This window comes from Azospirillum brasilense (genome assembly GCF_007827815.1).
Classification (GTDB): Bacteria; Pseudomonadota; Alphaproteobacteria; order Azospirillales; family Azospirillaceae; genus Azospirillum; species Azospirillum brasilense_C.
Map to the genome: position 1 here is coordinate 1 of NZ_VITH01000009.1, position 25,033 is coordinate 25,033.

24 protein-coding genes and 3 tRNA genes are annotated in these 25,033 nt (G+C 71.6%); 8 read left to right on the forward strand and 19 right to left on the reverse strand.

Going from position 1 to position 25,033, the window contains the following annotated elements; all coding sequences use genetic code 11:
- Nucleotides 1-185: 185 nt before the first annotated feature.
- A complete protein-coding gene (locus tag FBZ83_RS19090; protein WP_145687032.1) occupies nt 186-812 on the reverse strand; it encodes an MSMEG_1061 family FMN-dependent PPOX-type flavoprotein in 627 nt (208 codons plus the stop codon).
- An 83-nt stretch (nt 813-895) separates the two neighbouring features.
- On the opposite strand from FBZ83_RS19090, the gene FBZ83_RS19095 reads away from it, so the two are divergent.
- Nucleotides 896-1,663, forward strand: a complete 768-nt coding sequence (locus FBZ83_RS19095) for an AraC family transcriptional regulator (protein WP_145687034.1) — start codon at nt 896-898, stop codon at nt 1,661-1,663.
- A 97-nt stretch (nt 1,664-1,760) separates the two neighbouring features.
- Here the strand turns inward: FBZ83_RS19095 and FBZ83_RS19100 are convergent.
- The 17 genes from FBZ83_RS19100 to FBZ83_RS19180 form a co-directional block, all read right to left on the reverse strand.
- Nucleotides 1,761-1,835, reverse strand: a tRNA-Gly gene (locus FBZ83_RS19100).
- Nucleotides 1,836-1,839: 4 nt separating this feature from the next.
- Nucleotides 1,840-1,916, reverse strand: a tRNA-Asp gene (locus FBZ83_RS19105).
- 4 nt (nt 1,917-1,920) lie between these two features.
- Nucleotides 1,921-1,996, reverse strand: a tRNA-Asn gene (locus FBZ83_RS19110).
- Between the two features lie 82 nt (nt 1,997-2,078).
- Complete coding sequence (locus tag FBZ83_RS19115) at nt 2,079-2,453, reverse strand: response regulator (RefSeq protein ID WP_035682866.1); 375 nt, start codon at nt 2,451-2,453, stop codon at nt 2,079-2,081.
- Nucleotides 2,454-2,607: 154 nt separating this feature from the next.
- The gene (locus FBZ83_RS19120; RefSeq protein ID WP_145687036.1) at nt 2,608-4,065 is read right to left on the reverse strand and encodes a TadE/TadG family type IV pilus assembly protein; all 1,458 of its coding nucleotides are present in this window, start codon (nt 4,063-4,065) and stop codon (nt 2,608-2,610) included.
- Entirely contained in the window at nt 4,062-4,670 is a 609-nt protein-coding gene (locus FBZ83_RS19125; RefSeq protein WP_145687039.1) for a TadE/TadG family type IV pilus assembly protein, read from the reverse strand. The genes FBZ83_RS19120 and FBZ83_RS19125 overlap by 4 nt, the downstream gene beginning before the upstream one ends.
- Nucleotides 4,671-4,675: 5 nt before the next feature.
- Entirely contained in the window at nt 4,676-5,245 is a 570-nt protein-coding gene (locus FBZ83_RS19130) for a TadE/TadG family type IV pilus assembly protein (RefSeq protein ID WP_145687041.1), read from the reverse strand.
- Between the two features lie 9 nt (nt 5,246-5,254).
- Nucleotides 5,255-6,103, reverse strand: coding sequence for a tetratricopeptide repeat protein (locus tag FBZ83_RS19135; protein ID WP_247888373.1), 849 nt, complete (start codon nt 6,101-6,103; stop codon nt 5,255-5,257).
- Entirely contained in the window at nt 6,100-7,122 is a 1,023-nt protein-coding gene (locus FBZ83_RS19140; RefSeq protein WP_145687043.1) for a type II secretion system F family protein, read from the reverse strand. The genes FBZ83_RS19135 and FBZ83_RS19140 overlap by 4 nt, the downstream gene beginning before the upstream one ends.
- A complete protein-coding gene (locus FBZ83_RS19145; protein ID WP_145687046.1) occupies nt 7,119-8,084 on the reverse strand; it encodes a type II secretion system F family protein in 966 nt (321 codons plus the stop codon). The genes FBZ83_RS19140 and FBZ83_RS19145 overlap by 4 nt, the downstream gene beginning before the upstream one ends.
- 16 nt (nt 8,085-8,100) lie before the next feature.
- Nucleotides 8,101-9,501: a CpaF family protein gene (locus tag FBZ83_RS19150; protein WP_186466134.1), complete on the reverse strand. Its 1,401-nt coding sequence runs from the start codon at nt 9,499-9,501 to the stop codon at nt 8,101-8,103.
- Nucleotides 9,498-10,709, reverse strand: a complete 1,212-nt coding sequence (locus FBZ83_RS19155; RefSeq protein ID WP_145687048.1) for an AAA family ATPase — start codon at nt 10,707-10,709, stop codon at nt 9,498-9,500. The genes FBZ83_RS19150 and FBZ83_RS19155 overlap by 4 nt, the downstream gene beginning before the upstream one ends.
- On the reverse strand, nt 10,706-11,386 hold the full coding sequence (locus FBZ83_RS19160) for a CpaD family pilus assembly lipoprotein (RefSeq protein ID WP_247888374.1): 681 nt from the start codon (nt 11,384-11,386) through the stop codon (nt 10,706-10,708). Before FBZ83_RS19160 ends, FBZ83_RS19155 begins: the two co-directional genes overlap by 4 nt.
- A 23-nt stretch (nt 11,387-11,409) precedes the next feature.
- On the reverse strand, nt 11,410-12,852 hold the full coding sequence (locus FBZ83_RS19165; protein WP_145687052.1) for a type II and III secretion system protein family protein: 1,443 nt from the start codon (nt 12,850-12,852) through the stop codon (nt 11,410-11,412).
- A gap of 31 nt (nt 12,853-12,883) precedes the next feature.
- Nucleotides 12,884-13,762, reverse strand: a complete 879-nt coding sequence (gene cpaB / locus FBZ83_RS19170) for a Flp pilus assembly protein CpaB (RefSeq protein ID WP_211111505.1) — start codon at nt 13,760-13,762, stop codon at nt 12,884-12,886.
- The gene (locus FBZ83_RS19175) at nt 13,753-14,325 is read right to left on the reverse strand and encodes a prepilin peptidase (RefSeq protein ID WP_145687054.1); all 573 of its coding nucleotides are present in this window, start codon (nt 14,323-14,325) and stop codon (nt 13,753-13,755) included. Before FBZ83_RS19175 ends, cpaB begins: the two co-directional genes overlap by 10 nt.
- A 36-nt stretch (nt 14,326-14,361) precedes the next feature.
- A complete protein-coding gene (locus tag FBZ83_RS19180) occupies nt 14,362-14,577 on the reverse strand; it encodes a Flp family type IVb pilin (RefSeq protein ID WP_145677766.1) in 216 nt (71 codons plus the stop codon).
- Between the two features lie 720 nt (nt 14,578-15,297).
- On the opposite strand from FBZ83_RS19180, the gene FBZ83_RS19185 reads away from it, so the two are divergent.
- From FBZ83_RS19185 to FBZ83_RS19215, 7 genes are all read left to right on the forward strand, one after another.
- Complete coding sequence (locus tag FBZ83_RS19185) at nt 15,298-16,467, forward strand: cytochrome-c peroxidase (protein ID WP_145687056.1); 1,170 nt, start codon at nt 15,298-15,300, stop codon at nt 16,465-16,467.
- A 174-nt stretch (nt 16,468-16,641) separates the two neighbouring features.
- Nucleotides 16,642-17,922 carry an imelysin family protein gene (locus FBZ83_RS19190; protein ID WP_145687058.1) on the forward strand — a complete coding sequence of 427 codons (1,281 nt, stop codon included), beginning with the start codon at nt 16,642-16,644 and terminating at the stop codon, nt 17,920-17,922.
- A 181-nt stretch (nt 17,923-18,103) separates the two neighbouring features.
- Entirely contained in the window at nt 18,104-19,360 is a 1,257-nt protein-coding gene (locus FBZ83_RS19195; protein WP_145687060.1) for a di-heme oxidoredictase family protein, read from the forward strand.
- A gap of 33 nt (nt 19,361-19,393) precedes the next feature.
- On the forward strand, nt 19,394-20,506 hold the full coding sequence (locus FBZ83_RS19200) for an imelysin family protein (RefSeq protein ID WP_247888375.1): 1,113 nt from the start codon (nt 19,394-19,396) through the stop codon (nt 20,504-20,506).
- A 3-nt stretch (nt 20,507-20,509) separates the two neighbouring features.
- Nucleotides 20,510-21,649 carry a DUF1513 domain-containing protein gene (locus tag FBZ83_RS19205; protein WP_145687062.1) on the forward strand — a complete coding sequence of 380 codons (1,140 nt, stop codon included), beginning with the start codon at nt 20,510-20,512 and terminating at the stop codon, nt 21,647-21,649.
- Between the two features lie 116 nt (nt 21,650-21,765).
- Nucleotides 21,766-22,023, forward strand: coding sequence for a hypothetical protein (locus FBZ83_RS19210; protein ID WP_145677783.1), 258 nt, complete (start codon nt 21,766-21,768; stop codon nt 22,021-22,023).
- 33 nt (nt 22,024-22,056) lie between these two features.
- Complete coding sequence (locus tag FBZ83_RS19215) at nt 22,057-23,640, forward strand: gamma-glutamyltransferase family protein (RefSeq protein WP_145687496.1); 1,584 nt, start codon at nt 22,057-22,059, stop codon at nt 23,638-23,640.
- A 51-nt stretch (nt 23,641-23,691) separates the two neighbouring features.
- Here FBZ83_RS19215 and FBZ83_RS19220 read toward each other — a convergent pair whose 3' ends face one another.
- The gene (locus FBZ83_RS19220) at nt 23,692-25,032 is read right to left on the reverse strand and encodes an amidase (protein WP_145687064.1); all 1,341 of its coding nucleotides are present in this window, start codon (nt 25,030-25,032) and stop codon (nt 23,692-23,694) included.
- Nucleotide 25,033 lies beyond the last annotated feature (1 nt).

A 25,033-nucleotide genomic window follows, 5' to 3' on the forward strand; every position in this document is an offset into this window, starting at 1 on the left:
AGACGTGGGAGAGTAGGTCGCCGCCAGGTCACCACGGCACACGCCAAACCAAAACGGACACGGACGGACACGGTTTCACACACGCTTGACAATCGGCTTCATGAACGACAAAGCCGGCGCTTTCCGAACGGAAAGCGCCGGCTTTTCGTCGTGTCCGGCCGGGGGCGTTTCTGTCGCCCTGCGCCTCAGCCGTAGAGGTCGTTTCGCATCGCATGGTCGTAGTGCGCATCGATGGCCTCCGCGGCGGAGGCGTCCTGCCTGGTCATGGCGGCGAGCATCTGGCCGGGGGTTGGAAGCGCGCTGCGCCCGATCCGCGATTCCGGAGCCCACAGCCTGGCCCGGTTCACCGCCTTGCCGCAGTGGAACAGCACCTCGTCCACGCTCACGACGATGGCCGTCTTGGGAATTTTTGTCCCCTCGGCGAGGCCGGCGCGGAGATCCGCATCGTCCGAAACACGGCCGCGCCCATTGATCCGCATGAAGACGTCCAGGCCGGGGAACAGGAAGAGCATCGCCAAGCGGTCGTCCTCCAGCAGGTTGCGCATGGACTCGATCCGGTTGTTGCCAGGCCAGTCGGCGAAGGCGACGGTCTTGGCATCGAGCATTCTGACGAATCCCGGCGGGCCGCCGCGCGGCGAGGCGTCCAGACCCGCAGCGCGACCGGTTGCAAGGCAGAAGAAGGTGGCCTTGGCGAGGTAATCGGCGTGGAAGGAGACCAACTCCGTCATGACCGCTTTCTGGACATGCTCCATGGGCGGGTCATAAAGCCGATCGAGGTCGGGCGTGGGGGAGGGGGGATTCGGTGGGGGCATGGCTTTCTCCTGTCGCGAGCAGTCTAGCGGGCGACCGAAGGCAGCGCTAAGCTATGGCGGCCATTCGATAGCGGGTTGACGCCATGTCCGAGGAGCGGTTCGCCTTCGCCGCGGGTGATGCGCGCGACCCGATCATCGTCGCCATCTACGAAACGCAGGCCGAACATCGCGCGCTGGGGCTGCACAGCCACCCGCGCGGCCAACTCTCCGGTCTGCGCCGTGGCCTGCTCACCATCGGCACGGAGACGGACACCTGGGTGGTTCCCGCCGAGCATGCGGTCTGGCTTCCGCCCCACCAGCCGCACCACGGCTACACCCACGGGGCCGTCGAGGGATGGAGCTGCTACATCGCGGAAGCCGCCTGCGCGACGCTGCCGTCCCGGCCTTGCATCATCAAGGTGTCCGGCCTGTTGCGCGAGGCGGTGATACGCGCCTCGGGATGGCAAGGGTGGGAGATGGACGAGGCGCAATGGCGCCTTGCCATGGTCCTCCTCGACGAACTCAGGGCGTCGCCCATCGACCCCTTCACCCTGCCCATGCCACGCGACCCGCGCCTTCTGCGGATCGCCCGGGCCTTGCTCGACGATCCCGGGGATCGGCGCGGCATGGACGCCTGGGCCTCCTGGGCGGGCGTGTCCGAGCGGACGCTGAGCCGCCGTTTCGTGGCGGAGACGGGGCACAGCTACACCGCTTGGCGGCAGCGGGCGCGCTTGATGCGTGCGCTGGAGATGCTGGCCGAGGGCGCGCCGGTGACGACCGTGGCCATCGACCTCGGCTACGACAGCGTCAGCGCCTTCATCGCCTTGTTCAAGCGGACGCTGGGCGTGACGCCATCGGCCTATTTCGGCTGAGCGGGACAGGGAGGGGTTGGTCCCGAACGACGCCTGAAACGACGAGGGGCCGCTTGCTGAACAAGCGGCCCCCGCAGACACTGTCGTGCCCCGAAACTGGAGCGGGCGAAGGGATTCGAACCCTCGACCCCAACCTTGGCAAGGTTGTGCTCTACCCCTGAGCTACGCCCGCAATGTGGCGCGAGTGACGGGACTTGAACCCGCGGCCTCCGGCGTGACAGGCCGGCGCTCTAACCAACTGAGCTACACCCGCAATATGGCTCCGGATGCTGGACTCGAACCAGCGACACGCGGATTAACAGTCCGCTGCTCTACCGACTGAGCTAATCCGGAACGGAGGCCGGCTTATACGGGTCCCAGCGGCGCAGCGCAAGCAGGAACTTCACCGGGCGGCGAAGTTTTTTGCGTCCCCCTCTCAGGCGACCCCGAGCAGGCTCTGCACCGCCCGGACGATGCTGTCCTCGGAGAAGGGCTTCTGGACGACGGAGAGCTGGCCCGGCTCCTCCTTGGGCAGGTTGTCGCTGTAGCCGGTGGTGACCAGGATGGGCAGCTCGGGGCGCTGCTCCTGCATGCGGGCGATCAGGCTGGTGCCGTCGAAGTGCGGCATGCGCAGGTCGGTGATCAGGATGTCGGCGGGATCGTTCTGGTCGATCTTGAAGGCATCGAACCCGTTGCGCCCGATGGTCACGCGGAAGCCGCGTTCCTCCAGGGTTTCGGCAATGGTGACCGCGACGACGGGGTCATCCTCGGCAACGATCACATGAAAGGTCTGGGGGAAGGTCTGGGACATGACGGGCGGGCCTCTTGTCTGCACGGTCCTGAGTCCTGTAGCCCATCGGGCGGCAGCGGACCAATGCGCAATAGGTCATAAACCGCTGTCTCCGCCATACCGCCCACGGCCATGGTGCCGGCCGTTCAGCGTCCCCCATTCATCGGCATCCCGGTCATTGGATGATCCGCAGGTTGCTGAGCTGGCCGGCGATGGTGCGGAACACCGCCTGCAGGTCGGCCGGCGTCGGGCTGTCGAAATAATGGTTCGGGCCGGGCGAGGCGCAGCTTTCGTAGAGGGTGCGGGTGGCGCTGCTGGCGCTGTCGCCGACGGTGATGGTGAAGAGGGTGATCCCCGCCGCCTTCATGTTGCTGCACAGTGTCAGCATGCGGTTGTTGATCGCCGTCGTCACCTGATTGGTGTCGGTGGTGCCCAGCAGCCCGTCGCTGAGGCGCTGGTAGCTGGTGTAGTCGCCCTGCGGCTTGTACTTGAACCATTCGTTGTTGCCGTCGGTCAGCAGGACGACCGCCTTGGACATGTCGGGCATGCCGTAATCGAGCGGCAGCGTGTCCGGCGTCGTGCCGCCCCACAAGCCGCGCCACTTCGGCGACAGGGTGAACCATCCCGCCTGCAGCCCCTGGTTCGCCATGGTGCCGCCGCGGTTCACCGGCTTCAGCCCGGCGATCTTGGCGAGCAGCGCCGAGCGGTCGTTGGTCAGCGCCATGATCGGCGGCGGGCAGCCGAGATTCGGTCCGGCCATGTCGTTGGTCTGGCGGTAGGTGCCGTCGTCGGTGATGGTGTTCGGGGTCCAGGGGTTGTCGTTGTTGGTCCCGTTGTACTGGTTGTTCGGGTACCAAAAGGGCTTGAAGGGAGCGGAGGCCGGCGGGGTATCGGTCTGGTCCTGCGGCTGGGTGCGCGCCAGGACGCAGCCGCGCCAGCCCTGGGAGGCCCATTTGGTGGCGTCGTAGCTGCCCGCCGCCAGCCAGTTGGTTCGGGTCTTGCCGATGTTGACCTCCGCCGCGTAGGGGGCGATGGAGACCCACAGATTCTTCGGCGGCGTGCTGCCCGGCCCGAACAGGATGTTGACGAGGTCGGTGGCGGCGCTGCGCAACTCCCCGATGCGGTTGTTGGTCGCCATGGAGCCGGTGACGTCGAGCACCAGCGCCAGTTCCAGCCCGGCGTTGGCGCGCTGCACCTGATTGGTGACGGAGATGGTCAGCTCGTTCACCTGCAGGACCCGCAGGAAGGTCGTCGGCAGGGTGGCGGTGACCGACACGCCGACGCGCTGGTTCGTCTGGTCCAGGGTCACCGCCGGGGTGCCGATGGCCGCCCCCAGGAAGCCCGGCGGCAGGTTGGCCGCGACGAACATGGCGATGTCGCTCTGCGCGTCCGCCGTGGAGTTCAGCATCTTGCCGGCGGCCAGCGCCCCGGCGTCGATGGCGGTCTGAAGCCGCGACTGCACGAGGAAGGCCCGCCCGTAATCCACCGCCAGCCCGACCATGCCCAGCAGGGGCACCGCGGCGGCGGCGAACATCAGCGCGGTGGCGCCCCGGCGGTCCCGCGTCACCGTGCCCAGAGAGATGGCGCCCAGTGAGGCGAGCAGGCGGGCGGCGGTCAGGAGGCGTGTTCTCATGGCCCGGTCTCCAGCGTGGTGAGCGTGCCGAGCCGGGGCTGGTAGACGGCGCTGGCGTAGAGCGTCGTGGAGGTCCCGGCGTCGCCGAGCCACGGTCCGCTCAGCAGATAGGGGGTGAAGCGGTAGAACAGCTCGGTGAAGATGGCGTTGTCGCCGGGCCGCTGGGTGAAGCCGGGCGGCAGCGTGGCCGCCCCGCCCGCGGCGCCGTAGTGGCTGATGGCGGAGCCGGTGCCGGCCCGTTCCTGCCACATCACCCGCGATCCCTGGCCCATGTTGGCGACCGAGGTGACGATCACCTGACCGCCGGCCATCAGGTCCAGCGGCTGGGCGACCTCCGTCGCGGCGAGGAACAGCACGCCGACCTCGTTCCCCTTCACCACGGTCATGCCGGCGCGCAGCTTGTCGAACTGGGTGGCGATGTCGCTGACGTTGGCGGCGGTGCGGTTCAGGGTCAGGGTGATGCTGACGTAGCGCACCACGTCCACCGTGGCGGTGACCAGCAGCAGAAGGACCGGCGCCAGCAGCGCCATCTCCAGCGCCGCGACGCCGCGGCGGTCGCGTGGCAGGGGCCGGCGCCGGGATTTCGGGACCTGTGTCTCCATCATGACGGTCACTCCCCCACCATGAAGGGTTCGTTGCGCACGGCCAGCCGGGCCTCGTGGATCAGCTCCGCCCGTCCCAGGACCGTGGCGCCCAGCCCGGTCAGCACCGGCTGGGTGTAGCGCAGCGTGTAGACGACCACCTGCCCGCTGCCGCCCAGCGCCGTCCCGGTCTGATTGGCGTCCCAGTCGGTGGAGCCGCAATTCAGGTCGGTGAGCGAGGTGGAGGGCGGAACCCCGCCGTTGATCTGGCCCAGCGTGGTGAAGGAGGCGTAGCTGTGGCTGCGCACCGACAGGCGGCTCTGGTCGAGCACCCGGCTGGTCAAGCGGTACACCGTGTCGCAGACCTGGGCGCGGCGGTCGGTGAAGCCGGTCGCCAGCTCTCCGGTGAAGCCGCTGCGGGCGGCGGCGCGGGCGGCGTGGTTGAGCAGGCCGTCCACGGTCAGCGAGTAGGACACCTCGGCCAGCGCGATCATGCCGGCGATCAGCGCCGGGGAGACGATCGCCAACTCCAGCGTGGTCAGGCCCCGGCGGTCACGCAGGGGGCGAAGGAAGGGGCGGCTGCGGCGGGCGCTGCGCATGGGGCCGCCTCACGGTTTGAAGGCGACGAACTGGCGCGCCGTCTCGTAGAAGGCCAGGTTCGAGCGGACGTTGGCGTCGTCGAGGTCGAGCCGGGCCACGCGGGCCGCCGCCTCCCGATCGCCTTTCAGCCCGTAGGCCAGCGCGAGGTTCTGGCGCACGCGGGGAGAGTCGACCCCGCCTTGCACGAGGCCTTCGAGGATCGCCACGCCCTCCGCGCTGCCGTTCAGCGCCAGCGACAGGCCGAGGTTGGCCATGGCCGTGGCGTTGTTCGGTTCGGCCTTCAGCACGTGGCGGTATTCGCCCTGGGCCTCCGCGTGCCGTCCGGCGAGGTCGAGGGCGACGCCGCGGTTCAGGCGGGCGCGCAGGTCGTCGTCGTTGCGGCGGAGCAGGGCGTCGAAGCGGTTCAGCGCGTCGGCCGGCCGATTGGCGCGGACCAGCGCGCGGCCCAGCGCCGTCTGCACCTCCACATTGTCGGGTACGGCGGCGGCGGCCTTCTGAAGCTCGACCACCGCGTCGGCGGCGGAGCCGCTCTCCGACAGGGTTTCGCCCAGCCCGAGCAGGGCGCCGACATGGCCCGGCGCCTGATCCAGAACCGCCCGGTAGAAGCGGACCGCGGAGCCGGTGTTGCCGGCCTCCTGCGCGGCGCGGGCGAGGCGGAGCTGCACGCGCGCCTTGTCGTCCAGCGTGGCGTTGGCGGTCGGGCCGCTCTTCGACCCCACTGGTCCGCCGCCCGGCGCGCTGGCACAGGCGCTGACCGACAGCAGCAGGAGGGCGGCGGCCGCGGCACGGCCCAGACCGGAGAGGCGCTTGCGGGTCGTACGCTGGCGGGACGGGAGGGGGGACGGGGTGGCGATCATGGCTGACCTCCCTTGGTCTGGCTGTGGGGCGGGTTCGAACGGGTTTGGCTGGAATGGGCTTGCTGGCTGCTGCCGGCGCTGTCGAAGCTGCGCGAGACGTCGAGCATGGCGGGGCCGCCGACGACGATGAAGACGCAGGGCAGGATGAAGACCACCATGGGCAGGGTCAGCAGCACCGGGAGGCGGGCCGCCTTCTCCTCGAACCGGGCGAGGCGCTGGGCGCGCATCTCCCCGGCCAGGACGCGCAGCGCCTGAGCCAGCGGCGTGCCGTAGCGCATGGCCTGGATCAGCGTCGTCGCCATGCCGCGCACGCCCTCCATGTCCAGCCGGGCGGCCAAGTTGTTGAGGGCGCCGCCGCGGTCGGACAGCACGCGCATCTCCGCCGCGGTGGCCGACAGCTCGGCGCTCAGCGCCGGGTAGGCGGTCGCCACCTCGCGGGCCACACGGTCGACCGCCGCCTCCAGGCCGAGGCCGGCCTCGCCGCAGATCACCAGCAGGTCGAGCGCGTCGGGCAGGCCGTTGCGCACCTCCTCCAGGCGGCGGTCGCGCATCCGGCCCAGCGCCAGATCGGGCAGCCGCCAGCCGAGCAGGGCGCCGGCCACCACCTGCGCCGCCGCACCCGGCGCGCCGATCAGCGACGGCAGCAGGTCGCCGGCCGCCGCCGGGACCAGCGCCATCCCGGCGCCGATGCACAGCAGCTTGATGCCGAGCAGCGAATAGAGGTGGCCGGGCTGGGAGTAACCGGCGGCGATCAGGCTCTTGCGCATCCGCTCCCGGTCGGCCGACCCGATCAGCGGGGTGCGGGCCAGTCCGGCGCCGATCCGGCTCAGCAGGCTGCGGCGCTCGGTCTCCGGCAGGGCGGCGGGCGCGGTTCCGGCGCGCAGCCGCTCCAGCCGGGCCAGCAACCGCTCGCGCAGCACGCAGGAGCGCAGCCCGGCCACACCGGTCAGGATCATCAGAACGCCGAAGCCGAGAAGGACCGGCGGCGGGATCAGGCCGCCCATCACGCCGCCGCTCATGACAGGGTCCTCCGGATGAGGAGCTGCATGGAGCCGACGCCGACCAGCAGCAGCCCGCCGGCCACCGCCAGCATCGTCTGGCCGCTCGGCTCATCGATCAGCCGCCACGCGTAGTCGGGGTTCAGCATCGCCATGCCGCCGCCGGCCAGGAAGGGCAGGGCGGCCAGCACGGCGGCGGAGCTGCGCGCTTCCGAGGTCAGGGCGCGGGTGCGCATCTGCACGCGGCGGCGCTGGCGGATCATGTCGGCCAGATTCTCCAGCGGCTCCGTCAGGTTGCCGCCGGTTTCCCGCTGCAGCAGCAGGGTGACGACGAAGAAGCGGAACTCCGGCAGGCGGACGTTGGCCGCGGCGCGGGCCAGCACGGTTTCCAGGTCGATGCCCATGGCCGTCTCGTCGACGATGCGGCGGAACAGCGGGGCGATCGGCTCGGACAACTCGGTGCCGACCATGCGCAGGCTTTCCGAGACCGGGATGCCGGCACGGGTGGCGCGGACGACGAGGCTGATCGCATCGGGGAGCTGGTTCATCAGCGCCTCCAGCGTCTTGCGGCGGCTGGAAGCGAAGACGAGGCGCGGGGTGACCAGCAGGGCCACGGCGGCGGCGGTCGTGGCGCCCGCGTCGCCCATCACCGGCCCGCCCAGCCACCAGCACAGGCCGGCGGCGATCACGGCGTACAGAAGCGCCCGCCACAGCCGGATGCCCGGCGGCAGATAGACGGTCTGGCGCCGCGCGTAGAAGCGCGACATGCGCCGCTTCACCCGGTCGGCGAGGGTCAGGGCGCCGGCGCCGGTGATGTCGGGGCTGCCGTCCTCGACCACCGCCCTTGCCTCGGCCGAGAGGGCGGCCAGCCGGCGGCGCAGCGCCTTGCGGCGGCGGAAGGCGCGCAGGGTGGACAGGGCGAAGAGCAGCGTCCCGACGCCGAGGAGCAGGGTGGCGAGCTGGAGGGCCTGGATGCGGTCCATCGCGTGTCCTTCCCCGTTACTGGCCGGTGGTGGCGGCGTTCCAGGCCGCCTCCTGCCCGAAATAGGCCAGCCGTTCGGCGAAGCGCGGGCGCAGGCCGGTGGCGGCGTAGCGCCCCTCCAGGATCCCATCGCGGTTCTCGCCGCGAAACTCGAAGGTGAAGAGGTCCTGGGTCAGGATCACGTCGCCCTCCATGCCGACCAGTTCGGTGACGTGGGTGATGCGGCGCACGCCGTCGCGCATGCGCTGGACCTGGACGATGACGTTGACCGCCCCGGCGATCTGCTGGCGGATGGCCCGGCTGGGCAGGTTCATCCCGGCCATCAGCACCATGTTCTCAACGCGGCTCAGCGCGTCGCGCGGGTTGTTGGCGTGGATGGTCGACATCGACCCGTCATGGCCGGTGTTCATGGCCTGGAGCATGTCGAAGGCCTCCGCCCCGCGCACCTCGCCGATGATGATGCGGTCGGGCCGCATGCGCAGGGCGTTGCGGACGAGGTCGCGCTGCGTCACCTGCCCCTGGCCCTCCAGGTTGGGCGGGCGCGTCTCCAGCCGGACGACGTGGGGCTGCTGGAGCTGGAGCTCGGCGGCGTCCTCGATGGTGATGACGCGCTCCGTCGCCTCGATGGGGCGGGACATGGCGTTGAGCAGCGTCGTTTTGCCCGAGCCGGTGCCGCCGGAGATGATGACGTTCAGCCGGCAGCGCCCGATGATCTCCAGCGCGCGGGCCATCGGTTCGGACATGCTGCGGAACTCCACCAGCTCGCGGAAGCCGATGGTGCGGCGGGCGAACTTGCGGATGGAGATGCAGGCGCCGTCGAGCGCCAGCGGCGGCACGATGATGTTGACGCGGCTGCCGTCGGCCAACCGGGCGTCGACCATGGGGCTGGATTCGTCCACCCGCCGCCCGACCGCCGAGGCGATGCGCTGCGCGATGTTCAGCAGGTGCCCGCCGTCGCGGAAGCGCACCGGCATCTCCACCAGCTTGCCGCGCTGCTCGGCGAAGGTGCGGGACGGGCCGTTGACCATGATGTCGGTGATCGCGTCGTCGGCCAGCAGCGGCTCCAGCGGCCCCAGCCCGATCATGTCGTGGACCAGCTCCGTCGCCAGCGTGGCCTGCTCGCGCCCGTTCAGCTGGCTGCGGCTGGTGGTGGCGATGTCGTCGATCAGCCGCTCGACCAGCGGGCGCAGCGTTTCGGCCGGCATGTCGGCGATGGTCGCCGGGTCGATGCGGGCCAGCACCTGCGACCGGATGTCGTTCAGCGAGCGGTTGACCGGGCGGACAGCGGCCAGCGGCGGCGGTGCGGCGGACGCCGCCGGCGCCTGGGCCGGCGCGGCGGCGGGCTTCGGCTCCTCGGCGGGCGGGCTGGCGACCGCCAGGGAGGGGGGGGCCGCCTTGCGGCCGAACAACGTGCTCATCGCCGCACCCAGCGGCGGAACAGGCCGTCCTGGGCGGCGGGCTGACCGGCGACGTCGGCGCCCAGCCGCTCCATCGCCTCGCGGAAGCGGCGGCAATGGCGGAAGGCCGGCTCGCCGACGCCCGCGGCGAAGGCCAGCGGCACCGGGCGGTAGGGCAGGGCGTGCTCCGGCGGGTCGCCCAGCGTGCGCATCAGGTCCGCCGCGGGAAGCTCGCCGGGGGCGCCGCGCCGGTTCAGGACGGTGACCAGACGCCCGCCGCCGGCCCGGCGCGCGATGGCGGCGCGCAGCCGCACCAGATCGCGCAACCCCGCGACGCTGGCGTCGCCGACCAGAACGGCGATGGACGCCGCCTCCAGCGCGGCGCGGGCGGCCCCGCCCTGGGCGCGGCCGGCGTCCACGACGACGTAGTTGTGGCGGGCCTGGAGGCGGGTCAGCACCGACAGGGCGGCGGTCGGCGCGATGTCGATCACATCCTCCACCGGCTCCTCCGCCGCCAGGACGGACAGCCGGTCGGAGGCGGCGACCATGGCGCGCTCCATGAACACGTCGTCCACCCGGTCGGGCGCCTCGACCGCCTCGCGCAGCGCCGGCTCGGGCCGCAGGTTGAGGGCCAGCGCCACCGTGCCGTTCTGCAGGTCGAGATCGACCAGCGCCGTGCGCCCGCGCGCCCCGTCGGCCAGCCAGCAGCCGAGATGCACCGCCACCGTGGTCGTCCCCACGCCGCCCCGCGCACCGACCACCGCCACCAGCTTGCCCAGCCGGCCCGCCGCCTCGTCGGCCACGGCGCCAGCGCCGGCGGCGCGCAGCGCCCCCTCCAGCAGGTCGCGGGACAGCGGCTTGAACAGATAGTCGGTGACCCCGATCCGCCGCAGGTCGCGGTAGAGGCCGATGTCGTTGCTGTCGCCGACCGCGATCACCCGCACCGACGGGTCGCAGACCCCGGCCAGCGCCTCCATGGCGGCCAGCGGCTCGGCGATGCCGGACAGGTCGACGAGCAGCAGGTCGGGCGAGCGCTGGCGCGCCAGATCGCGGGCGGCGCTGCGGATGTCGCCGGTCCGCACCTCGCAGGGCAGCAGGGACGGAGCGGTGCGGGTCAGCAAGGCGGCGCTGGCCGTGTCGGCGACGTAGGCGAGCAGGCGGGGACCGGCGCCGCGGGCGGCGTCGGCCGGCGACGGCGCTTCACCGAGCAGGGTGGCGAGCAGGCTCATTGGTCCTCCTGGCTTCCGTTCAGGGCGGGGGCCAGCACGAAGGCGCTGGACGTGTTGCCCTTCACGAAGGGCTTCACCTGATCGGCGCGGTAGCGTTGGACGGCGCCGGCCATGCGCTGGCCGTCGGCGGGAACGGTGTCGCGGCCCTGGATCAGGTCGCGCGGGTCGGCCAGCATCAGCGCGAGGTTGCGCTGGTTGCTGCAGCCCAGCGCCGCGGTCGGGCTGTTCTGGTACCAGCCGCTGTAGATGTCGCTCCACGCCGCGCAGTCCGGGGCCAGCGCGACGTAGCTGGTCACCTGGAGCGCCGGGGCGCCGGTCTGGTCGGGGGCGAAGGTGACGTTCTCCGCCGGCACGCCGGCCCCGCCCAGCAGGGAGACGGTGGCGGCCTGCGCCGGGGTGGCGAGCGCCGGGCCGGTGACCGTCACGTGGGGGGTGGTGTCGCGGCCGAGCCCGGCCACCGTGCGGATCACCCGGTCGCGCTCCTGCGCCGTGATGGCGCCGCTGCGCGGGTCGATGGCGAAGGGGACGGCGTTGCTGAGCGCCCTCACGGCGGGCACTTGGGCGGCGGGCATCGGCGGGGGCGTCTGCGGCACAGCACAGCCGCCCAGCAGACCCGTGAGGAGTGGCAGAAGCAGCATCGGCGTTCGCATGGCTCTGGGCGGCGTGGCTCTGGTCATGGCGCTGTGCTCCGCGAAGGGGGTCATTGGAGGCTGAAGCCGGCGTCGCCGTGCAGGCGGGCGGCGCCCGGCCCGATCGCCAGCGGGGCGGTGCCGGCCGCGCTGTTGCCGCCCACCGGGGGCTGCAGGCTTTGGGCGCGGTTCAGGAAGATGCGCTCCACGTCGGTCGCCGCGACGAAGCCGTCGGTCGGGGCGGAGAGCGCGTTGGCGGCGGACACCGGGCGGACGAGGTAGGGGGTCACGACGATGACCAGCTCGGTCTCGTTGCGGCGGAACTTGCTGGAGTGGAACAGCGCCCCCAGCACCGGCACGTCGCCCAGCCCCGGCACGGCGTCCAGCGTCGCCGAGGTGTTGTTCTGGAGCAGGCCGGCGATGGCGAAGCTCTGCCCGCTGGCCAGTTCGATGGTCGTCTCGGCGCGGCGCACCGACAGGCCGGGGATGCGGATGGAGTCGACCACGACGGCGCCGTTGTTGGTCAGCTCGCTGACCTCCGGGCGGACGCGCATGCTGATCTGGCCGCCACCCAGCACGGTCGGGGTGAAGTCCAGGCTGACGCCGTACTTCTTGAACTGGATGGTGGTGGTGCGGTCGTACTGGGCGACCGGGATGGGGAACTCGCCGCCGGCCAGGAAGCTGGCGGTCTCGCCGGACAGGGCGGTCAGGTTCGGCTCGGCCAGCACGGTGATGAGACCGTCCTCGGCCAGCGCGTCGACCACCGTGTTGATGTCCACCCGCCCGTTGCTGGAGCGGTAGCTGCCGCCGATGGAGTTGGTCGGCGCTGCGGCGCGGATCAGGTTGCCGGCGGCGTCCAGGATGGTCCGTCCGGTGGCGATCCCGAAGGCGAAGGAGCCGATGTTGAACATGCTCTCGAAGTTGACGCCCAACTCCTTGGTCACCTGGCGCGACACCTCGGCGACGCGGACCCGCAGGTTGACCTGGGCGGGGGCGGCGACGGTCAGGCGGTTGGTGACGGTCTGCCCCTGCCCGACGTAGCGCTCGGCCAGCTCGACCATCTGCCGCGCCGTGGCGGGGGAGGAGACGGTGCCGGTCAGCGTGATGCCGGTGCCGGTGCTCTGCACGTCGATGGCGGCGTTGGGCACCTGGGCGACCAGCTTGGACCGCAGGTCGCCGACCGGCATGGTGACGACGACGCTGAAGGAGGCCAGCGGCTTGTTGTCCGCCGACAGGGCGTAGACGCTGGCCCGGCCCGGCGTCTTGGCGACGATGAAGAAGGCCTGCGGGCCGGACGCCTGGACGTCCGCGATCTCCGGGGCGGAGGTGAAGACGCTGGCCGCCGGGGCCGGCAGGTTGACCGGCTGCCCGCCGCCGACCTCCAGCGTGATCTCGCGGGGGCGCTGCTGGGATTGGGCCGGTGCCGCGGCCAGCGCCGCGAACAGCCCGGCCAGGAGGGCCGTCAGGATCTTGAAGGCCGCGACCCGGATTGTGGTGGTGATGGTCGTCGTCATGAATTCGTCCCCCCTGGGTCGGCGCGCCGGTTCAGCGTTCGAGCGTTTCCGTCTTGGAGCCGCGGATGATGAGCAGCGGCGGGCGGCGGGCGGCGGGCGCCTCCGCGCTGTGGGGTGTGGGAAGCTGGCGCAGGGCGGGCGACACGTCCTCGGCCCAGGTGGGTGCGGAAGCGGGCTCCGCCGCCCCGGCGGCGAGGGCGGTCTCGTCGGCGAGCAGGCTGCGCAGCGCCAGCGACAGCTTGCCCATGGCGGCGGCGACGGTGACCGTCTCGCTCTGGCGGGCGGTGACCTCCAGCGTCACGGTGCGCGGAACACGGCCATCCGGCCCGTTCTTCAGCATGCCGGCCTCGCCGAGCTGCTGGTCGATGGCGATGACGCGCAGGTTCTGCAGGACGGTCTCGCCGACCGCCCGGCTGCGCAGGTCGCGCCCCGCCTGGGATTCGAAATTCTGGGTCAGGATCAGGTCCACGCGGTCGCCGGGCCAGATCAGCCCGCCGGTTGCGCTGACCGCGTCCACCGCCACCGACACGGCGCGGCTGCCCGGCGACAGGACGGCGGCGAGGAAGCCGCGCTCCCCCGGCGCGACGATGTGGCCGGCCATGATCGGCTCGCCCGCCGCGAAGGACCGGCGGGTGACGGCGCCGCTGTAGGCGCTTTCCGCGACGCGGCCCCGCACCATGTAGCCGTCGCCGAGACGGCCCGGCGGCCAGGGCTCCCAGCGCAGATCCTCGGCGCGCAGCAGCATGCCGGTGGAGATCGGGCGGGCGGCGACCAGCACGGAGTCCATGGGCGCCGCGGGCGCCGGGACCGCGACGGCGGCGGTCGGTGCCGGCAGCATCGAGAAGGACACGTAGCCCACCAGCGACAGCCCGACGAGCAGCAGGGACAGGAATAGCACTCTCAGAACCATGCCGCTCCTCCGGTGGGGTTGGAGAGGGTGATCAGCCCGCCGGCGGCCAGGGCGACGCCATAGGGCACGGAATGGCGGGTGGCGACGCGGTGCGCCTCGGCCGCCAGGAGATGGGCGAGAAGGCGGACCGGCGTGGAGCGTCCGCCGCGGCGGCGCAGCAGCCGGCGCGCCGGGCGTGCCTTGCGCAGGGCCAGCCACCCGGCGAGATAGAGGAGGGAGAGCGCCCCGCCGGCCAGCGCGGTCGCGGTTGCGAAGGGCGCGGCCCGCTCCACCCCGACCAGCAGCAGGATGGAGGAGGCCAGCTTCACGTCCCCGCCGCCCAGCCAGCCCCGGCGGTGCAGGGCGCACAGGACGAGGAAGAGCGTGGCGGCGGCGGCAAGGCTGACCCAGGGAAAGGGGGAGCCCTGCCACAGCGGAAGCGCGAGGCCGAGGGTGGCGAGGAGGATCGACACCGTGTCCGGGATGATGCGCCGGCACAGGTCGTCCGCCGCCGCCCAGCCCAGCGCAAGCCCCGCCATGGGCGGTGCCAGGGAGAGGGGATCGAAGAGAGCGATCGTATCCATGGCGGGAGCTTCGCGTGGGAGGGGGGCTTGCGGCGTTTACTTCGGAATGGTCGTCGAGGTGCCGCTGACCGTGGTGCCGATGCCGGTGAACAGGGTGCTGACGTTGGTGCCGAAGGTGCGGGCGCCGCCGATGATGACGAGCGCGACCAGGGCCGCCGCCAGACCGTATTCGAGGGCCGTGATGCCCTTGCGGTCCTTGGTCGCGGCCTGGACCGGAGAAATGATGGCGCGGATGTTGGCGAACAGGGTCATTGATTGTCTCCGTTGATAATTGTGATGCGAAGGGTTTTCGCTTCGGGAAGATGAAGCGAAGAGGTTCGATTACTGATTTTCGGGGAATGCACGGCGTCTGTGATTTGAAGGATGGCGAAACACGGTATTTTAATAAACCTATCGATAGGAGTAGTCCGGCGGGCCTGTGCCGTTGTCTTCGCGATGTGCAACGCAACTTTTCGCGCCGTCTTCAGGCAAAGCGCGGAAGCCGCCGTGCTCGGCGGCGCTGTATCAAAGAAACGGGAAGAAATGCGCCGTGCGGAGAGTTGAATGCCGGTCGGATTGCTTTGAAAGGAAATCGTTAGAAATTGAAGTGATTATCGGGTTATGGCGGGATTGTGCCGTCACTGGGGCCGTCACTCCCTTCGCGACGCGCGGAACATTTGGAGTTCCGACGGTGGTGTCGCGTTCTCCGGAATGGCGGCGCGCTCTCCGGATGGCGAAGCAGAGTCGGTAGCCGGGTCGGGGTACCCTTTTCCGTCGGGCCGAAGCGCCCGGACCGGATCGACCGTCCGGGAGCGGCGCCGGACGAACGGGGCGGGGAGTTAATCCCGCCGGTTCTACGACCAGTGGCAATAGGTCGCACCTTCGTGATAATGAGAATAACTATCATCCAGGCCGAAGGGCATGGATACTGCCGGCGGTCCCCCGCCATGGATTGCGGCCATGGGCCACCGCCGTCAAGGAGCGAGAGTCAGGATGTCATTGTTCGGCAAATATGTTGCGCCGGCCGCGGCGCTGTCCGCCCTGTTGATCGCCAGCGCGTCCGGCATGGCCGCCGATCCAGCGGACCTGCAGAAGGCGGAGCTGCAGAAGGCCAAGGCCGAGCTGGGCAAGGCGCTGTTCTTCGACAACAACCTGTCTTCCACGCGCAGCCAGTCCTGCGCGACCTGCCACAACCCGGAATTCGGCTTCGCCGACCCGCGCGGTGCGGCCTCGCTGGGCGCGGACGGCAAGTCGCTGGGCGACCGCAACGCGCCGACCGCCGCCTACGCCCATCTCGCCCCGCGCTTCGGCTTCAAGGCGAGCGGGGTTCCCTTCGGCGGGCAGTTCCACGACGGCCGCGCCGCCACCCTTCAGGAGCAGGCCGGCGGGCCGCCGTTGAACCCCGCCGAGATGGGCATGGCCTCCAAGGCGGAGGTGCAGGGGCGGCTGAAGGAGAACGCGGACTACGCGCGCAGCTTCGTCGCCCTCTACGGCGCCGGGGTGCTGGACGACGCCGACCGCGCCTACGACGCGATGACCGACAGCATCGCCGCCTTCGAAAAGACCGACGTCTTCTCGCCCTTCGACTCCAAGTACGACCGCTATCTGCGCGGCGACTACAAGATGACCGGCGAGGAGGAACTGGGGATGACCCTGTTCTTCTCGCAGCAGTTCACCAACTGCAACGTCTGCCACAAGCTGAACGCGATGCCGGCGGCGACGAACGAGGTCTTCACCAACTACGAGTACCACAACATCGGCGTGCCGGTGAACGCGGAGCTGCGGGCGGCCAACGGGGTGGCGGCGACGCACATCGACCGCGGGCTGGCCGAGAATCCGGCGCTGAAGGGCCAGAAGGCCTATGAGGGGAAGTTCAAGACGCCGACCCTGCGCAACGTCGCGGTGACCGGCCCCTACATGCACAACGGCGTCTTCAAGGACCTGGAGACCGTCGTCCGCTTCTACAACAAGTACAACAGCCGCAAGCCGGCGGACCAGATCAACCCGGAAACCGGCAAGCCCTGGGGCAATCCGGAAATCGCCGCCACCGTCTCCATCAAGGAGCTGGAGGAGGGGCCGGCGCTCGACGACCGCCGAATCAAGGCGCTGGTCGCCTTCATGAAGACGCTGACCGACGCCCGTTACGAACCGCTTCTGAAGTGAGCGTGGGCGGGCGGGATCGCTTTCATGGCCCCGTCGCCCGCCGCAAATGCGGCCAACCCGCCGTCGCATTGCGATTGCATCTTGACAATGAGAGTGATTAGCGGCGCATGTTGAGAATGCTTCGCACTTTCATGGCTCTCACGCCAACGATCACCGACGCTTGAGGAGACCTTCATGTTCAAGCACGCCTCCGGCTTTGCCGCCGCGGCTCTCATCGCGCTGGCGCCGCTCGCCGCCGACGCCCAGTCGTCCAAGCCCGCCTACAAGGACGTGGTGAAGACCTACGCCGACATCGCCCAGGCCAGCTACGAGGACTCCGCCAGCACCGCCAAGGCGCTGAAGAAGGCCGTCGACGCGCTGGTGGCCAACCCGTCGGAGGCGACGCTGTCCGCCGCCCGCACGGCCTGGCTGAACGCCCGCGTCCCCTACATGCAGACCGAGGCCTTCCGCTTCGGCAACCCGATCGTCGACGAGTGGGAGGGCAAGGTCAACGCCTGGCCGCTCGACGAAGGCCTGATCGACTATGTCGACGACAGCTACGCCGGGGGCGACAGCAACCCCTTCGCCAAGGCCAACGTGATCGCCAACCCGAAGATCAAGGCCGGCGACAAGACCATCGACGCCCGCAAGATCACCAAGGAGCTGCTGGCCGACAAGCTGCACGAGGCCGGCAAGGTCGAGGCCAACGTGGCGACCGGCTACCACGCCGTCGAGTTCCTGCTGTGGGGCCAGGACCTGAACGGCACGGGCCCGGGCGCCGGCGACCGCAAGGCGACCGACTACGCCAAGGGCAAGGACTGCACGAACGGCCACTGCGACCGCCGCGCCCAGTTCCTGACCGTCGCCACCCAGATGCTGGTCGAGGATCTGGAGGAGATGGCCAAGTCCTGGGGCGCCAAGGGCAAGGCCCGCGCCTCCATCGCCAAGGCCAAGGAGTCGGAGGGCGTCGCCCGCATCCTGACCGGCCTCGGCAGCCTGAGCTACGGCGAGCTGGCCGGCGAGCGCATGAAGCTCGGCCTCATGCTGCACGATCCGGAGGAGGAGCATGACTGCTTCTCCGACAACACGCACAACTCGCACTATTACGACCAGGTCGGCATGGTGAACGTCTACAACGGGCGCTACACCCGCGTGGACGGCAAGGTCGTGACCGGCCCGTCGCTGTCGCAGCTTGTCGCCGCCACCGCGCCGGAGGCCGACGCCAAGGTGAAGGAGGCGATGACCGCCACCACCGCCGCCATGAAGGTCATGAAGGACACCGCCGACAGCGGCAAGATGGCCTACGACCAGATGATCGGCCCCGACAACGCCGAAGGCAACGCGATCATCTCGACCGCGGTGGACCGTCTGGTCGACCAGAAGAAGGCCCTGGAAGGCGTCGTCGCCGCCCTGGGCGTCTCGGTCGAACTGGCCGGTTCGAACAGCCTCGACAACCCGTCGGCGGTCGGGAAGTAAGACGTCGGCAAACAATCCGGCGGCAAGCAAGCCGACGGACCACGGGCCGCGGTCCTTTCCTTCCCGCGTGGGGCGGCGTTGTCCGCTCCCCGCCGACCGCCCGCGCGGGGGAGGGGCCGCGGCCCGGCCTTTTGAACTTTATAGAATGGGGCCTTCCGCCCGACCGATGCCCGCCCGACCGATGAAAGCCCGCCTCGCCTTCCTGCTCGCCCTGCTGCCGGCCCTGCCGGCGGTGGCGGGCGACCTCGACACCCGGATCGGCGAGAAGCTGTTCCGGCGGATGTGGGTCAGCGCCCCGACGGTGACGCACGCCAACGACGGGCTGGGGCCGCTCTACGACGCCCGCTCCTGCGCCGCCTGCCACCCGGCGGCCCGCCAGGGGCGGCCGCCCGATCCCGACACGCCGGACGACCGCGGCGTCGGCTACGCGCTGAAGCTCAGCGGCGACCCCGTCTATGGCCGGCAGATCCAGACCAACGCGGTGCTCGGCTTCGCCATCGAGGGCAAGCCGTCCCTGAGCTACCGCGAGGAGACGGTGCGCTTTCCCGACGGCGACACGGCGACGCTGCGCCGGCCGGTGGTGACGGTCACCGACCTCAATTACGGGCCGCTGGCCGAGGCGACGGCGATCTCCGCCCGCATCGCCCCGTCCGTGCGCGGCATGGGCCTGCTGGAGCGCATCCCCGAGGCCGACATCCTGGCCGGCGCCGATCCGGAGGACCGCGACGGCGACGGCATCGCCGGGCGCCCCAACTGGGTGGCGCCGGAGGGCACGCGGCAGCTCGGACGCTTCGGCTGGAAGGCCGTCCACCCGACGCTGCACCGCCAGAATTCGGAGGCCTTCAGCCTCGACATCGGCATGTCCACCCCGGCCTATCCCGAGCCCTGGGGCGATTGCACCCCGGCGCAGACCGAATGCCGGAACGCCCCGCACGGCGACTCCCCGCAGTATGAGGGGCTGGAGATCCCCTCCACGGTGATCGGGCTGATCGACGGCTATCTGCGCACCCTGCCGCCCGACGGCGGGCTGGAGGCGCCGCGCGACACGGCGGGCGGCGCGCTGTTCGCCTCCACCGGCTGCGCGTCCTGCCACCGCCCCTCCTTCACCACGGCGGAGGACGCGGCGCATCCCGCGCTGTCCCGCCGGACGATCTTCCCCTACAGCGACCTGCTGCTCCACGACCTAAGCGACGGCTTGGCCGACGGCGTGGCGATGGGCGAGGCGCGGGGCCGCGACTGGCGCACGACGCCGTTGTGGGGAATGAAGCGGCTGGCCGAGTCCGACGGCAAACTCGCCTTGCTCCACGACGGGCGGGCGCGCAGCGTCACCGAGGCCATCCTGTGGCACGGCGGCGAAGCAAGCAAGGCGCGCGGCGCCTTCATGGCCCTGCCGCGCGGCGACCGCGAAAAGTTGGTGCGTTTCGTTCTGGGGCTCTAAAGTCCACACGGTTTGAATGGCATAGGTGATGAGATGCAACGCCGCCGCATGATCGGCCTGATGTCGGCCGCCGCCCTGTCGATCCTTCTGCCGGGCCGCTTCGCCCTGGCGGCGCGGGAGCCGGCGGGGGACGCCGCCGTGCTGGGCGGTCTGGTCCGAACCCACGCCCTGCCGCGCTTCGACGCGCTGGCCGGTGCCGCCGGCATCTCCGCGGAGCGGCTGGCCCAGTTCGCCGCGGCGCCGACCGCGGACGGGCTGGAGAGTTGCCGCGCCGCCCACCGCGCCGTCTACGACGCCTGGGCCGGCGTCCAGCACCTGCGCGCCGGGCCGCTGTCGATGGAGCTGCGGGCCGACCGCATCGCCTTCTGGCCGGAGCGGGCCGGGGTGGTGCAGCGCCAGATCCTGGCCATGCTGAAGAACCGCGATCCGAAGCTGCTGGAGCCGGGCGGGCTGGCCCGCCAGAGCGCCGCGGTGCAGGGGCTGACCGCGCTGGAGCGGCTGCTGTTCGACGAGGGCCTCACCGCCGCGTCGTTCCAGGGCGACGAGGCCGGGCGCTTCCGCGGCGCGCTGGCCGCCGCGGTGGCGCAGAACGTCCTCACCATCGCCCGCGAGGTCCGCGACGGCTGGAAGGCGCTGGAGGCGCCGCTGACCGCCGGGGAGGCGACCGCGTTGGGACCTGATGCGGGCTCCGCGGTCAACACCCTCTTCTCCGGATCGCTCACCGCCCTGCAGGTGGTCGCCGACCAGAAGCTTCTGGCGCCGCTCGGCCCCAACGCCGGGGAGGCCAAGCCGGCGGTGGCCGAGGCGTTGCGCAGCGGCCAGTCGGCGCGCAACGTCCGCATCAACCTGGAGGCGCTGCGCGCCCTGCTGCTGGGCGAGGGCGGCGGGCCCGGCCTGACCGCGCTGCTGCCCGCCGGCGACGCCGGAGCCCAAGCCCGCCGCGCGCTGGAGGAGGGCTTCACCGCCGCGGTCCGCGCCGCCGAGGCGATCCCCGCGCCGATCAACGTCGCCGTCGCCGATCCGGCCAAGCGCAAGACCGTGGAGGCCACCCTGCAACGGGCCAAGGATCTGCGCAACCTGCTGACCGGCACCGTCGCGCCGCTGCTGGACATCAGCATCGGCTTCAACGAACTGGATGGAGATTGAGCGATGGACGCGACCCGCCGGGGCACCCTGCTCCTGATTGGCGGCGGCCTGCTTGGGGGCAGCGTCCTCGGGGGCGGCCTTCTCGGCGCACTCCTGGGGCCGGCGCGGGCGGAGACCGCCGGTGGCACGCTGTTCCTCAACGCCTACGCCACCGCGGCGGCTTCGCCGGACTATGGCGTGGCAGCGCTGGATGGGGTCGGTGGCGTGCGCTTCACCACCCCGACGCCGGGGCGCGCCCACGGCATCGTCGTTCACCCGACGCGGGCCGAGGCGGTCGCCTTCGCCCGCCGTCCGGGGCGCTGGTTCATGCCGATGTCGTTGGTTGACGGGCGTCCGGGGCCGGTGATCCGCGCGCCGGAGGACCGCCGCTTCACCGGCCATGGCGCCTTCTCCACCGACGGGCGGCTGCTCTACGTGGCGGAGGACGATGTGCCGCGCGAGACCGGGTCGATCGGCGTCTACGACGCGATGGACGGCTATCGCCGCGTCGGCGCGATGCCGACCCACGGGCTGGGGCCGCACGAGCTTCTGATGATCGCGGACGGCACGGTGCTGGCGGTCGGCAACGGCGGCGTCATCACCCACCCGGACACCGGCCGGGCCAAGCTGAACCTGGACGAGATGGACTCCTCGATCACCTACGTCGAGGTGGCGAGCGGGAAGCTGCTCGACCAGGTGCGCCTGCCGGAGGAGCACGCCAACCTCGGCATCCGCCACATCGCCGCCCTGGCCGACGGCGGCATCGCCTTCGGCGCGCAGGACGAGCGGCCCGTTGGCATGCTCCAGCCGCTGACCGGCACGCACCGTCCGGGCGGCGGCGCGGTGCGCCTGTTCGAGACTCCGGACGACGAGCTGTCCCGCTTCGAGGGCTACATCGGCAGCGTCGCGGCCGACAAGGGCAAGGTCGCGGCCAGCTCGCCCAAGGGCGGCATCATCGGGCTGTGGGACGACGCCACCGGCGCGTGGCTGGGGTCGGCGGCGCTGCCCGACGGCTGCGGCATCGCCCCGGACGGCGACGGCTTCCTGGCGAGCAGCGGGCTCGGCAATCTCCGGACGGTCGGCGCGGCGCCGGACCTGCCGGGCGACGGGCTGCGGCTGGCCGACTTCCGCTGGGACAATCATATGACGCGTTTTGCCACCTGACGCGCCGTCCGTAAGTCCCCCTATGAAAAAGCGCCGGGCGGCGGCCTGCAATGTGGCCCGCCGCCCGCGGTGCTGGTAGGCTTGGGATCACTGCCAAGACACTGCCGCCGGACGCCATGATCGTCGATGAATATCTGGGGTTTCGCGCCGGGGACGAGGTTCTGGACCTGGCGGAGCTGACCGCCGGAACCGCGCGCATCAAGGAACTTCACCTCGTGCCCAGCGACTGGGCGAACGGGCCGACCGTCATCGCCGTGATGGTCAACGGCGCCGAGCGGTACGTCATCCAGCTCAAAAAGGTGCAGATCCACGACGCGAAGGAGCCGGAGACCCGGAACCGCCGCGTCATTCCCCTGCGCCGCGACCCGCACTGACCCGTTTCCCGTTCCGGAGGGCGCCCCGTCGTGATGCGTGACTTCTGCCGGCCCGGGCGGTCGGCGCTGGTGGCGACGGAGGCCGCGGTGGCCACCTCGCACCCGCTGGCGAGCGCGGCGGCGCTCGACATCCTGGCGTCGGGCGGCAACGCCGTGGACGCGGCCATCGCCGCCGTCGCGGTGCAATGCGTGGTCGAGCCGCACATGACCGGCATCGGCGGCGATGCCTTCGCCCTCTACGCCCCGGCGAACGGGCCGGTGGTCGCCCTGAACGGCAGCGGGCGCGCTCCCGCCGCCGCAAGCGTCGAGCGTCTGGCCGGGCTGGGCGTCACCGGCGAGATCCCGCGCCACGGCGGCCACGCGGTCACCGTGCCGGGCGCCGTCGCCGCCTGGACGCGGCTGCACGCCGACCACGGGCGGCTGCCGCTCGACCGGGTCTTCCTCCGCGCCATCCGCTACGCCGAGGAGGGCTACGGCGTCTCCCCGCGGGTGGCCCAGGACTGGGCGGCGGCGGTCCCCCTGCTGGCGGCGGACGAGGGCTGCCGCGCCGTCTTCCTGCCCGGCGGCCGCGCCCCGCGCGCCGGGGAACGCCACGCCCAGCCGCGGCTCGGCCAACGGCTGCGGGACATCGCGGCCCACGGAGCGGCCGCCTTCTACGCGGGGGCAACGGCGGACTCGCTGGTCGGCTTCCTGCGCGCCCGCGGCGGGCTGCACACGCTGGACGACTTCGCGGCGGCGCAGGACGGGGCGGAGTATGTGACGCCCATCGCCACCGACTACCGCGGCCACGAAATCCTGGAATGCCCGCCGAACGGCCAGGGCCTCGCTGCGCTGATGATCCTCAACGCGCTGGGCGGCTTCGACCTGTCGCCGTCGGTCGGCGACGCCGACCGCCACCATCTGCACGCCGAGGCGACCAAGCTCGCTTACCACCATCGCGACGTCCTGGTGGGGGATGGCGGACCGGACGCCGTCGCCACGCTGCTGTCGGCGGAGGCAACGGCGGCGCTGCGCCGCCGCATCGACCCGACCCGCGCCCAGGCCCACGCCCTGTGGACGGAGGCAGAGCACAAGGACACGGTCTGCCTCAGCGTGGTCGACCGCGACGGCAACGCCATCTCCTTCATCAACTCGATCTTCCACAGCTTCGGCAGCGTGCAGCTCGACCCGGCGACCGGCGTCCTCCTGCACAGCCGCGGCACCTCCTTCCGCCTGACCGAGGGGCACCCCAACGCCCTGGCGCCGCGGCGCCGCCCGCTGCACACCATCATCCCCGGCCTGATCCGCAAGGACGGGCGCGCGGTCTGCCCCTTCGGCGTGATGGGTGGCCATTATCAGGCGGCGGGGCATGGCGCCTTCGTGTCGGCGGTCCTCGACCGTGGGCTGGACGTCCAGGCCGCCATCGACCAGCCGCGCAGCTTCGCCTTCAACGGCGTTCTGGAGATCGAGCCCACCGTGGCGGAGGACACCGCGGCGGAGCTGGCGCGCCGCGGCCATGCTGTGGTCCGCCGGGACGAGCCGATGGGCGGCGGGCAGGCGATCTGGATCGACCACGCGGCCGGCCTGCTGATCGCCGGCTCGGACCACCGCAAGGACGGCTGCGCCCTGGGGTTCTGACGGGGAGGCTGACGGGGGCCGGTGCGCCGCTCCCCGCCCGCCCCCTTCGCGTCAGGCGCCCACCACCGGCTCCACCGCGGCGGCGATGGACAGCAGGCGGCGGTCGGCCCCGGCCGCGCCGACCAGCATCAGGCCGCTGGGCAGGTCGCCGGCGCGCTGCATCGGCAAGCTGATGGCGCAGCGGTCCAGGAAGTTGAACAGGGCGCAGTTGCGCAGCAGCAGCAGGTTCAGCCGCGTGAACTCCGCGTCCTCGGCGAAGGCGTCGATGCGCGGCGCCAGCAGCGGCACGGTCGGCATCAGCAGCGCGTCATAGTCCGCCGTGGTCCGGTCGGTGCGGGCGATCAGGTCGGCGCGACGCTGCGCCACCTCGATGTAATCGACGGCGCTCATGGTCCGGCCGCGCTCGATCCGCACGCGGACGCGCGGGTCGTAGAGGTCGCCCTTCTCCGCCAGCAGGTCGCGGTGCCAGTGGGCCGCCTCCGCCGCGGGCAGGCCGCCCTTGGCGTTGGCCGGGCCGATCTCCGCCAACTCCGCCATGGGACTCTCGACGATGCGCGCCCCGGCCTCGGACAGGCGGCGGCAGGCGGTGTCGAAGGCGCTCGCCACCGCGTCCTCCATGCCGTCGAGGACCACCGTCTGCGGCACGGCGAAGCGCAGCCCGGCCAGCCCGACCGGCGGCGGCACCCACTCCGCCTCGCCGGCCAGGACGGCGTCGGCGATGGCGCAGCATTCCACCGTCCGGGCGAGCGGCCCGATGGAATCGAGCGACCAGGACAGCGGCAGGGCGCCGCGCAGCGACACCCGGCGTTGCGTCGGCTTGAAGCCGACGAGGCCGCAGAGCGCCGCCGGGATGCGGATCGAGCCGCCGGTGTCGGTGCCGAGCGCCAGCGGGACATGGCCCGCCGCCACCGACACCCCGGCGCCCGACGACGAACCGCCGGGGATGCGCGCGGGATCGGCGGGGTTGCCGGGGGTGCCGTAATGCGGGTTGATGCCGACGCCGGAGAAGGCGAACTCCGTCATGTTGGTCCGCCCCACCACCACCGCCCCGGCGGCGCGCAGCCGGGCCACCGCGTCGGCGTCGCGGCTGGCGGGGGCGGCGCCCTCCAGCGCCCGCGACCCGGCCCGCGTGACGTGGCCGGCCTCGTCGAACAGGTCCTTGACCGAGATCGGCAGGCCGGCCAGCGGGGAGGGGTGCTGCCCGGCCCGGCGCAGCAGGTCCTGGGCGTCCGCCGCCGCGCGGGCCGGATCGGCGTGCAGGGCGGTGTAGGTCTTGCGCGCCTCCTCGCCCCCGGCCGCGATGGCGGCGAGGGCGGCGTCGATGAGCCGGCGGCTGGTGGTGGCGTCGTCGTCGAGCCGGCGGGACAGGGTGGCGATGGTGGGCGTCGTCATG

Excerpts from the sequence above, each read along its gene's own strand:
- FBZ83_RS19130 (WP_145687041.1), bottom strand. The coding sequence starts at position 5,245 with ATGCGCAGCGCCCGCCGCAGCCGCCCCTTCCTTCGCCCCCTGCGTGAC.
- FBZ83_RS19215 (WP_145687496.1), top strand. The coding sequence starts at position 22,057 with ATGCGTGACTTCTGCCGGCCCGGGCGGTCGGCGCTGGTGGCGACGGAG.
- FBZ83_RS19120 (WP_145687036.1), bottom strand. The coding sequence starts at position 4,065 with ATGAGAACACGCCTCCTGACCGCCGCCCGCCTGCTCGCCTCACTGGGC.
- FBZ83_RS19145 (WP_145687046.1), bottom strand. The coding sequence starts at position 8,084 with ATGGACCGCATCCAGGCCCTCCAGCTCGCCACCCTGCTCCTCGGCGTC.
- FBZ83_RS19185 (WP_145687056.1), top strand. The coding sequence starts at position 15,298 with ATGTCATTGTTCGGCAAATATGTTGCGCCGGCCGCGGCGCTGTCCGCC.
- FBZ83_RS19220 (WP_145687064.1), bottom strand. The coding sequence starts at position 25,032 with ATGACGACGCCCACCATCGCCACCCTGTCCCGCCGGCTCGACGACGAC.
- FBZ83_RS19155 (WP_145687048.1), bottom strand. The coding sequence starts at position 10,709 with ATGAGCCTGCTCGCCACCCTGCTCGGTGAAGCGCCGTCGCCGGCCGAC.
- FBZ83_RS19140 (WP_145687043.1), bottom strand. The coding sequence starts at position 7,122 with ATGAGCGGCGGCGTGATGGGCGGCCTGATCCCGCCGCCGGTCCTTCTC.
- FBZ83_RS19160 (WP_247888374.1), bottom strand. The coding sequence starts at position 11,386 with ATGACCAGAGCCACGCCGCCCAGAGCCATGCGAACGCCGATGCTGCTT.
- FBZ83_RS19125 (WP_145687039.1), bottom strand. The coding sequence starts at position 4,670 with ATGATGGAGACACAGGTCCCGAAATCCCGGCGCCGGCCCCTGCCACGC.
- FBZ83_RS19175 (WP_145687054.1), bottom strand. The coding sequence starts at position 14,325 with ATGGATACGATCGCTCTCTTCGATCCCCTCTCCCTGGCACCGCCCATG.
- FBZ83_RS19180 (WP_145677766.1), bottom strand. The coding sequence starts at position 14,577 with ATGACCCTGTTCGCCAACATCCGCGCCATCATTTCTCCGGTCCAGGCC.
- FBZ83_RS19115 (WP_035682866.1), bottom strand. The coding sequence starts at position 2,453 with ATGTCCCAGACCTTCCCCCAGACCTTTCATGTGATCGTTGCCGAGGAT.
- FBZ83_RS19095 (WP_145687034.1), top strand. The coding sequence starts at position 896 with ATGTCCGAGGAGCGGTTCGCCTTCGCCGCGGGTGATGCGCGCGACCCG.
- FBZ83_RS19200 (WP_247888375.1), top strand. The coding sequence starts at position 19,394 with ATGCAACGCCGCCGCATGATCGGCCTGATGTCGGCCGCCGCCCTGTCG.
- FBZ83_RS19190 (WP_145687058.1), top strand. The coding sequence starts at position 16,642 with ATGTTCAAGCACGCCTCCGGCTTTGCCGCCGCGGCTCTCATCGCGCTG.
- FBZ83_RS19090 (WP_145687032.1), bottom strand. The coding sequence starts at position 812 with ATGCCCCCACCGAATCCCCCCTCCCCCACGCCCGACCTCGATCGGCTT.
- FBZ83_RS19205 (WP_145687062.1), top strand. The coding sequence starts at position 20,510 with ATGGACGCGACCCGCCGGGGCACCCTGCTCCTGATTGGCGGCGGCCTG.
- cpaB (WP_211111505.1), bottom strand. The coding sequence starts at position 13,762 with ATGGTTCTGAGAGTGCTATTCCTGTCCCTGCTGCTCGTCGGGCTGTCG.
- FBZ83_RS19150 (WP_186466134.1), bottom strand. The coding sequence starts at position 9,501 with ATGAGCACGTTGTTCGGCCGCAAGGCGGCCCCCCCCTCCCTGGCGGTC.
- FBZ83_RS19210 (WP_145677783.1), top strand. The coding sequence starts at position 21,766 with ATGATCGTCGATGAATATCTGGGGTTTCGCGCCGGGGACGAGGTTCTG.
- FBZ83_RS19165 (WP_145687052.1), bottom strand. The coding sequence starts at position 12,852 with ATGACGACGACCATCACCACCACAATCCGGGTCGCGGCCTTCAAGATC.
- FBZ83_RS19135 (WP_247888373.1), bottom strand. The coding sequence starts at position 6,103 with ATGATCGCCACCCCGTCCCCCCTCCCGTCCCGCCAGCGTACGACCCGC.
- FBZ83_RS19195 (WP_145687060.1), top strand. The coding sequence starts at position 18,104 with ATGAAAGCCCGCCTCGCCTTCCTGCTCGCCCTGCTGCCGGCCCTGCCG.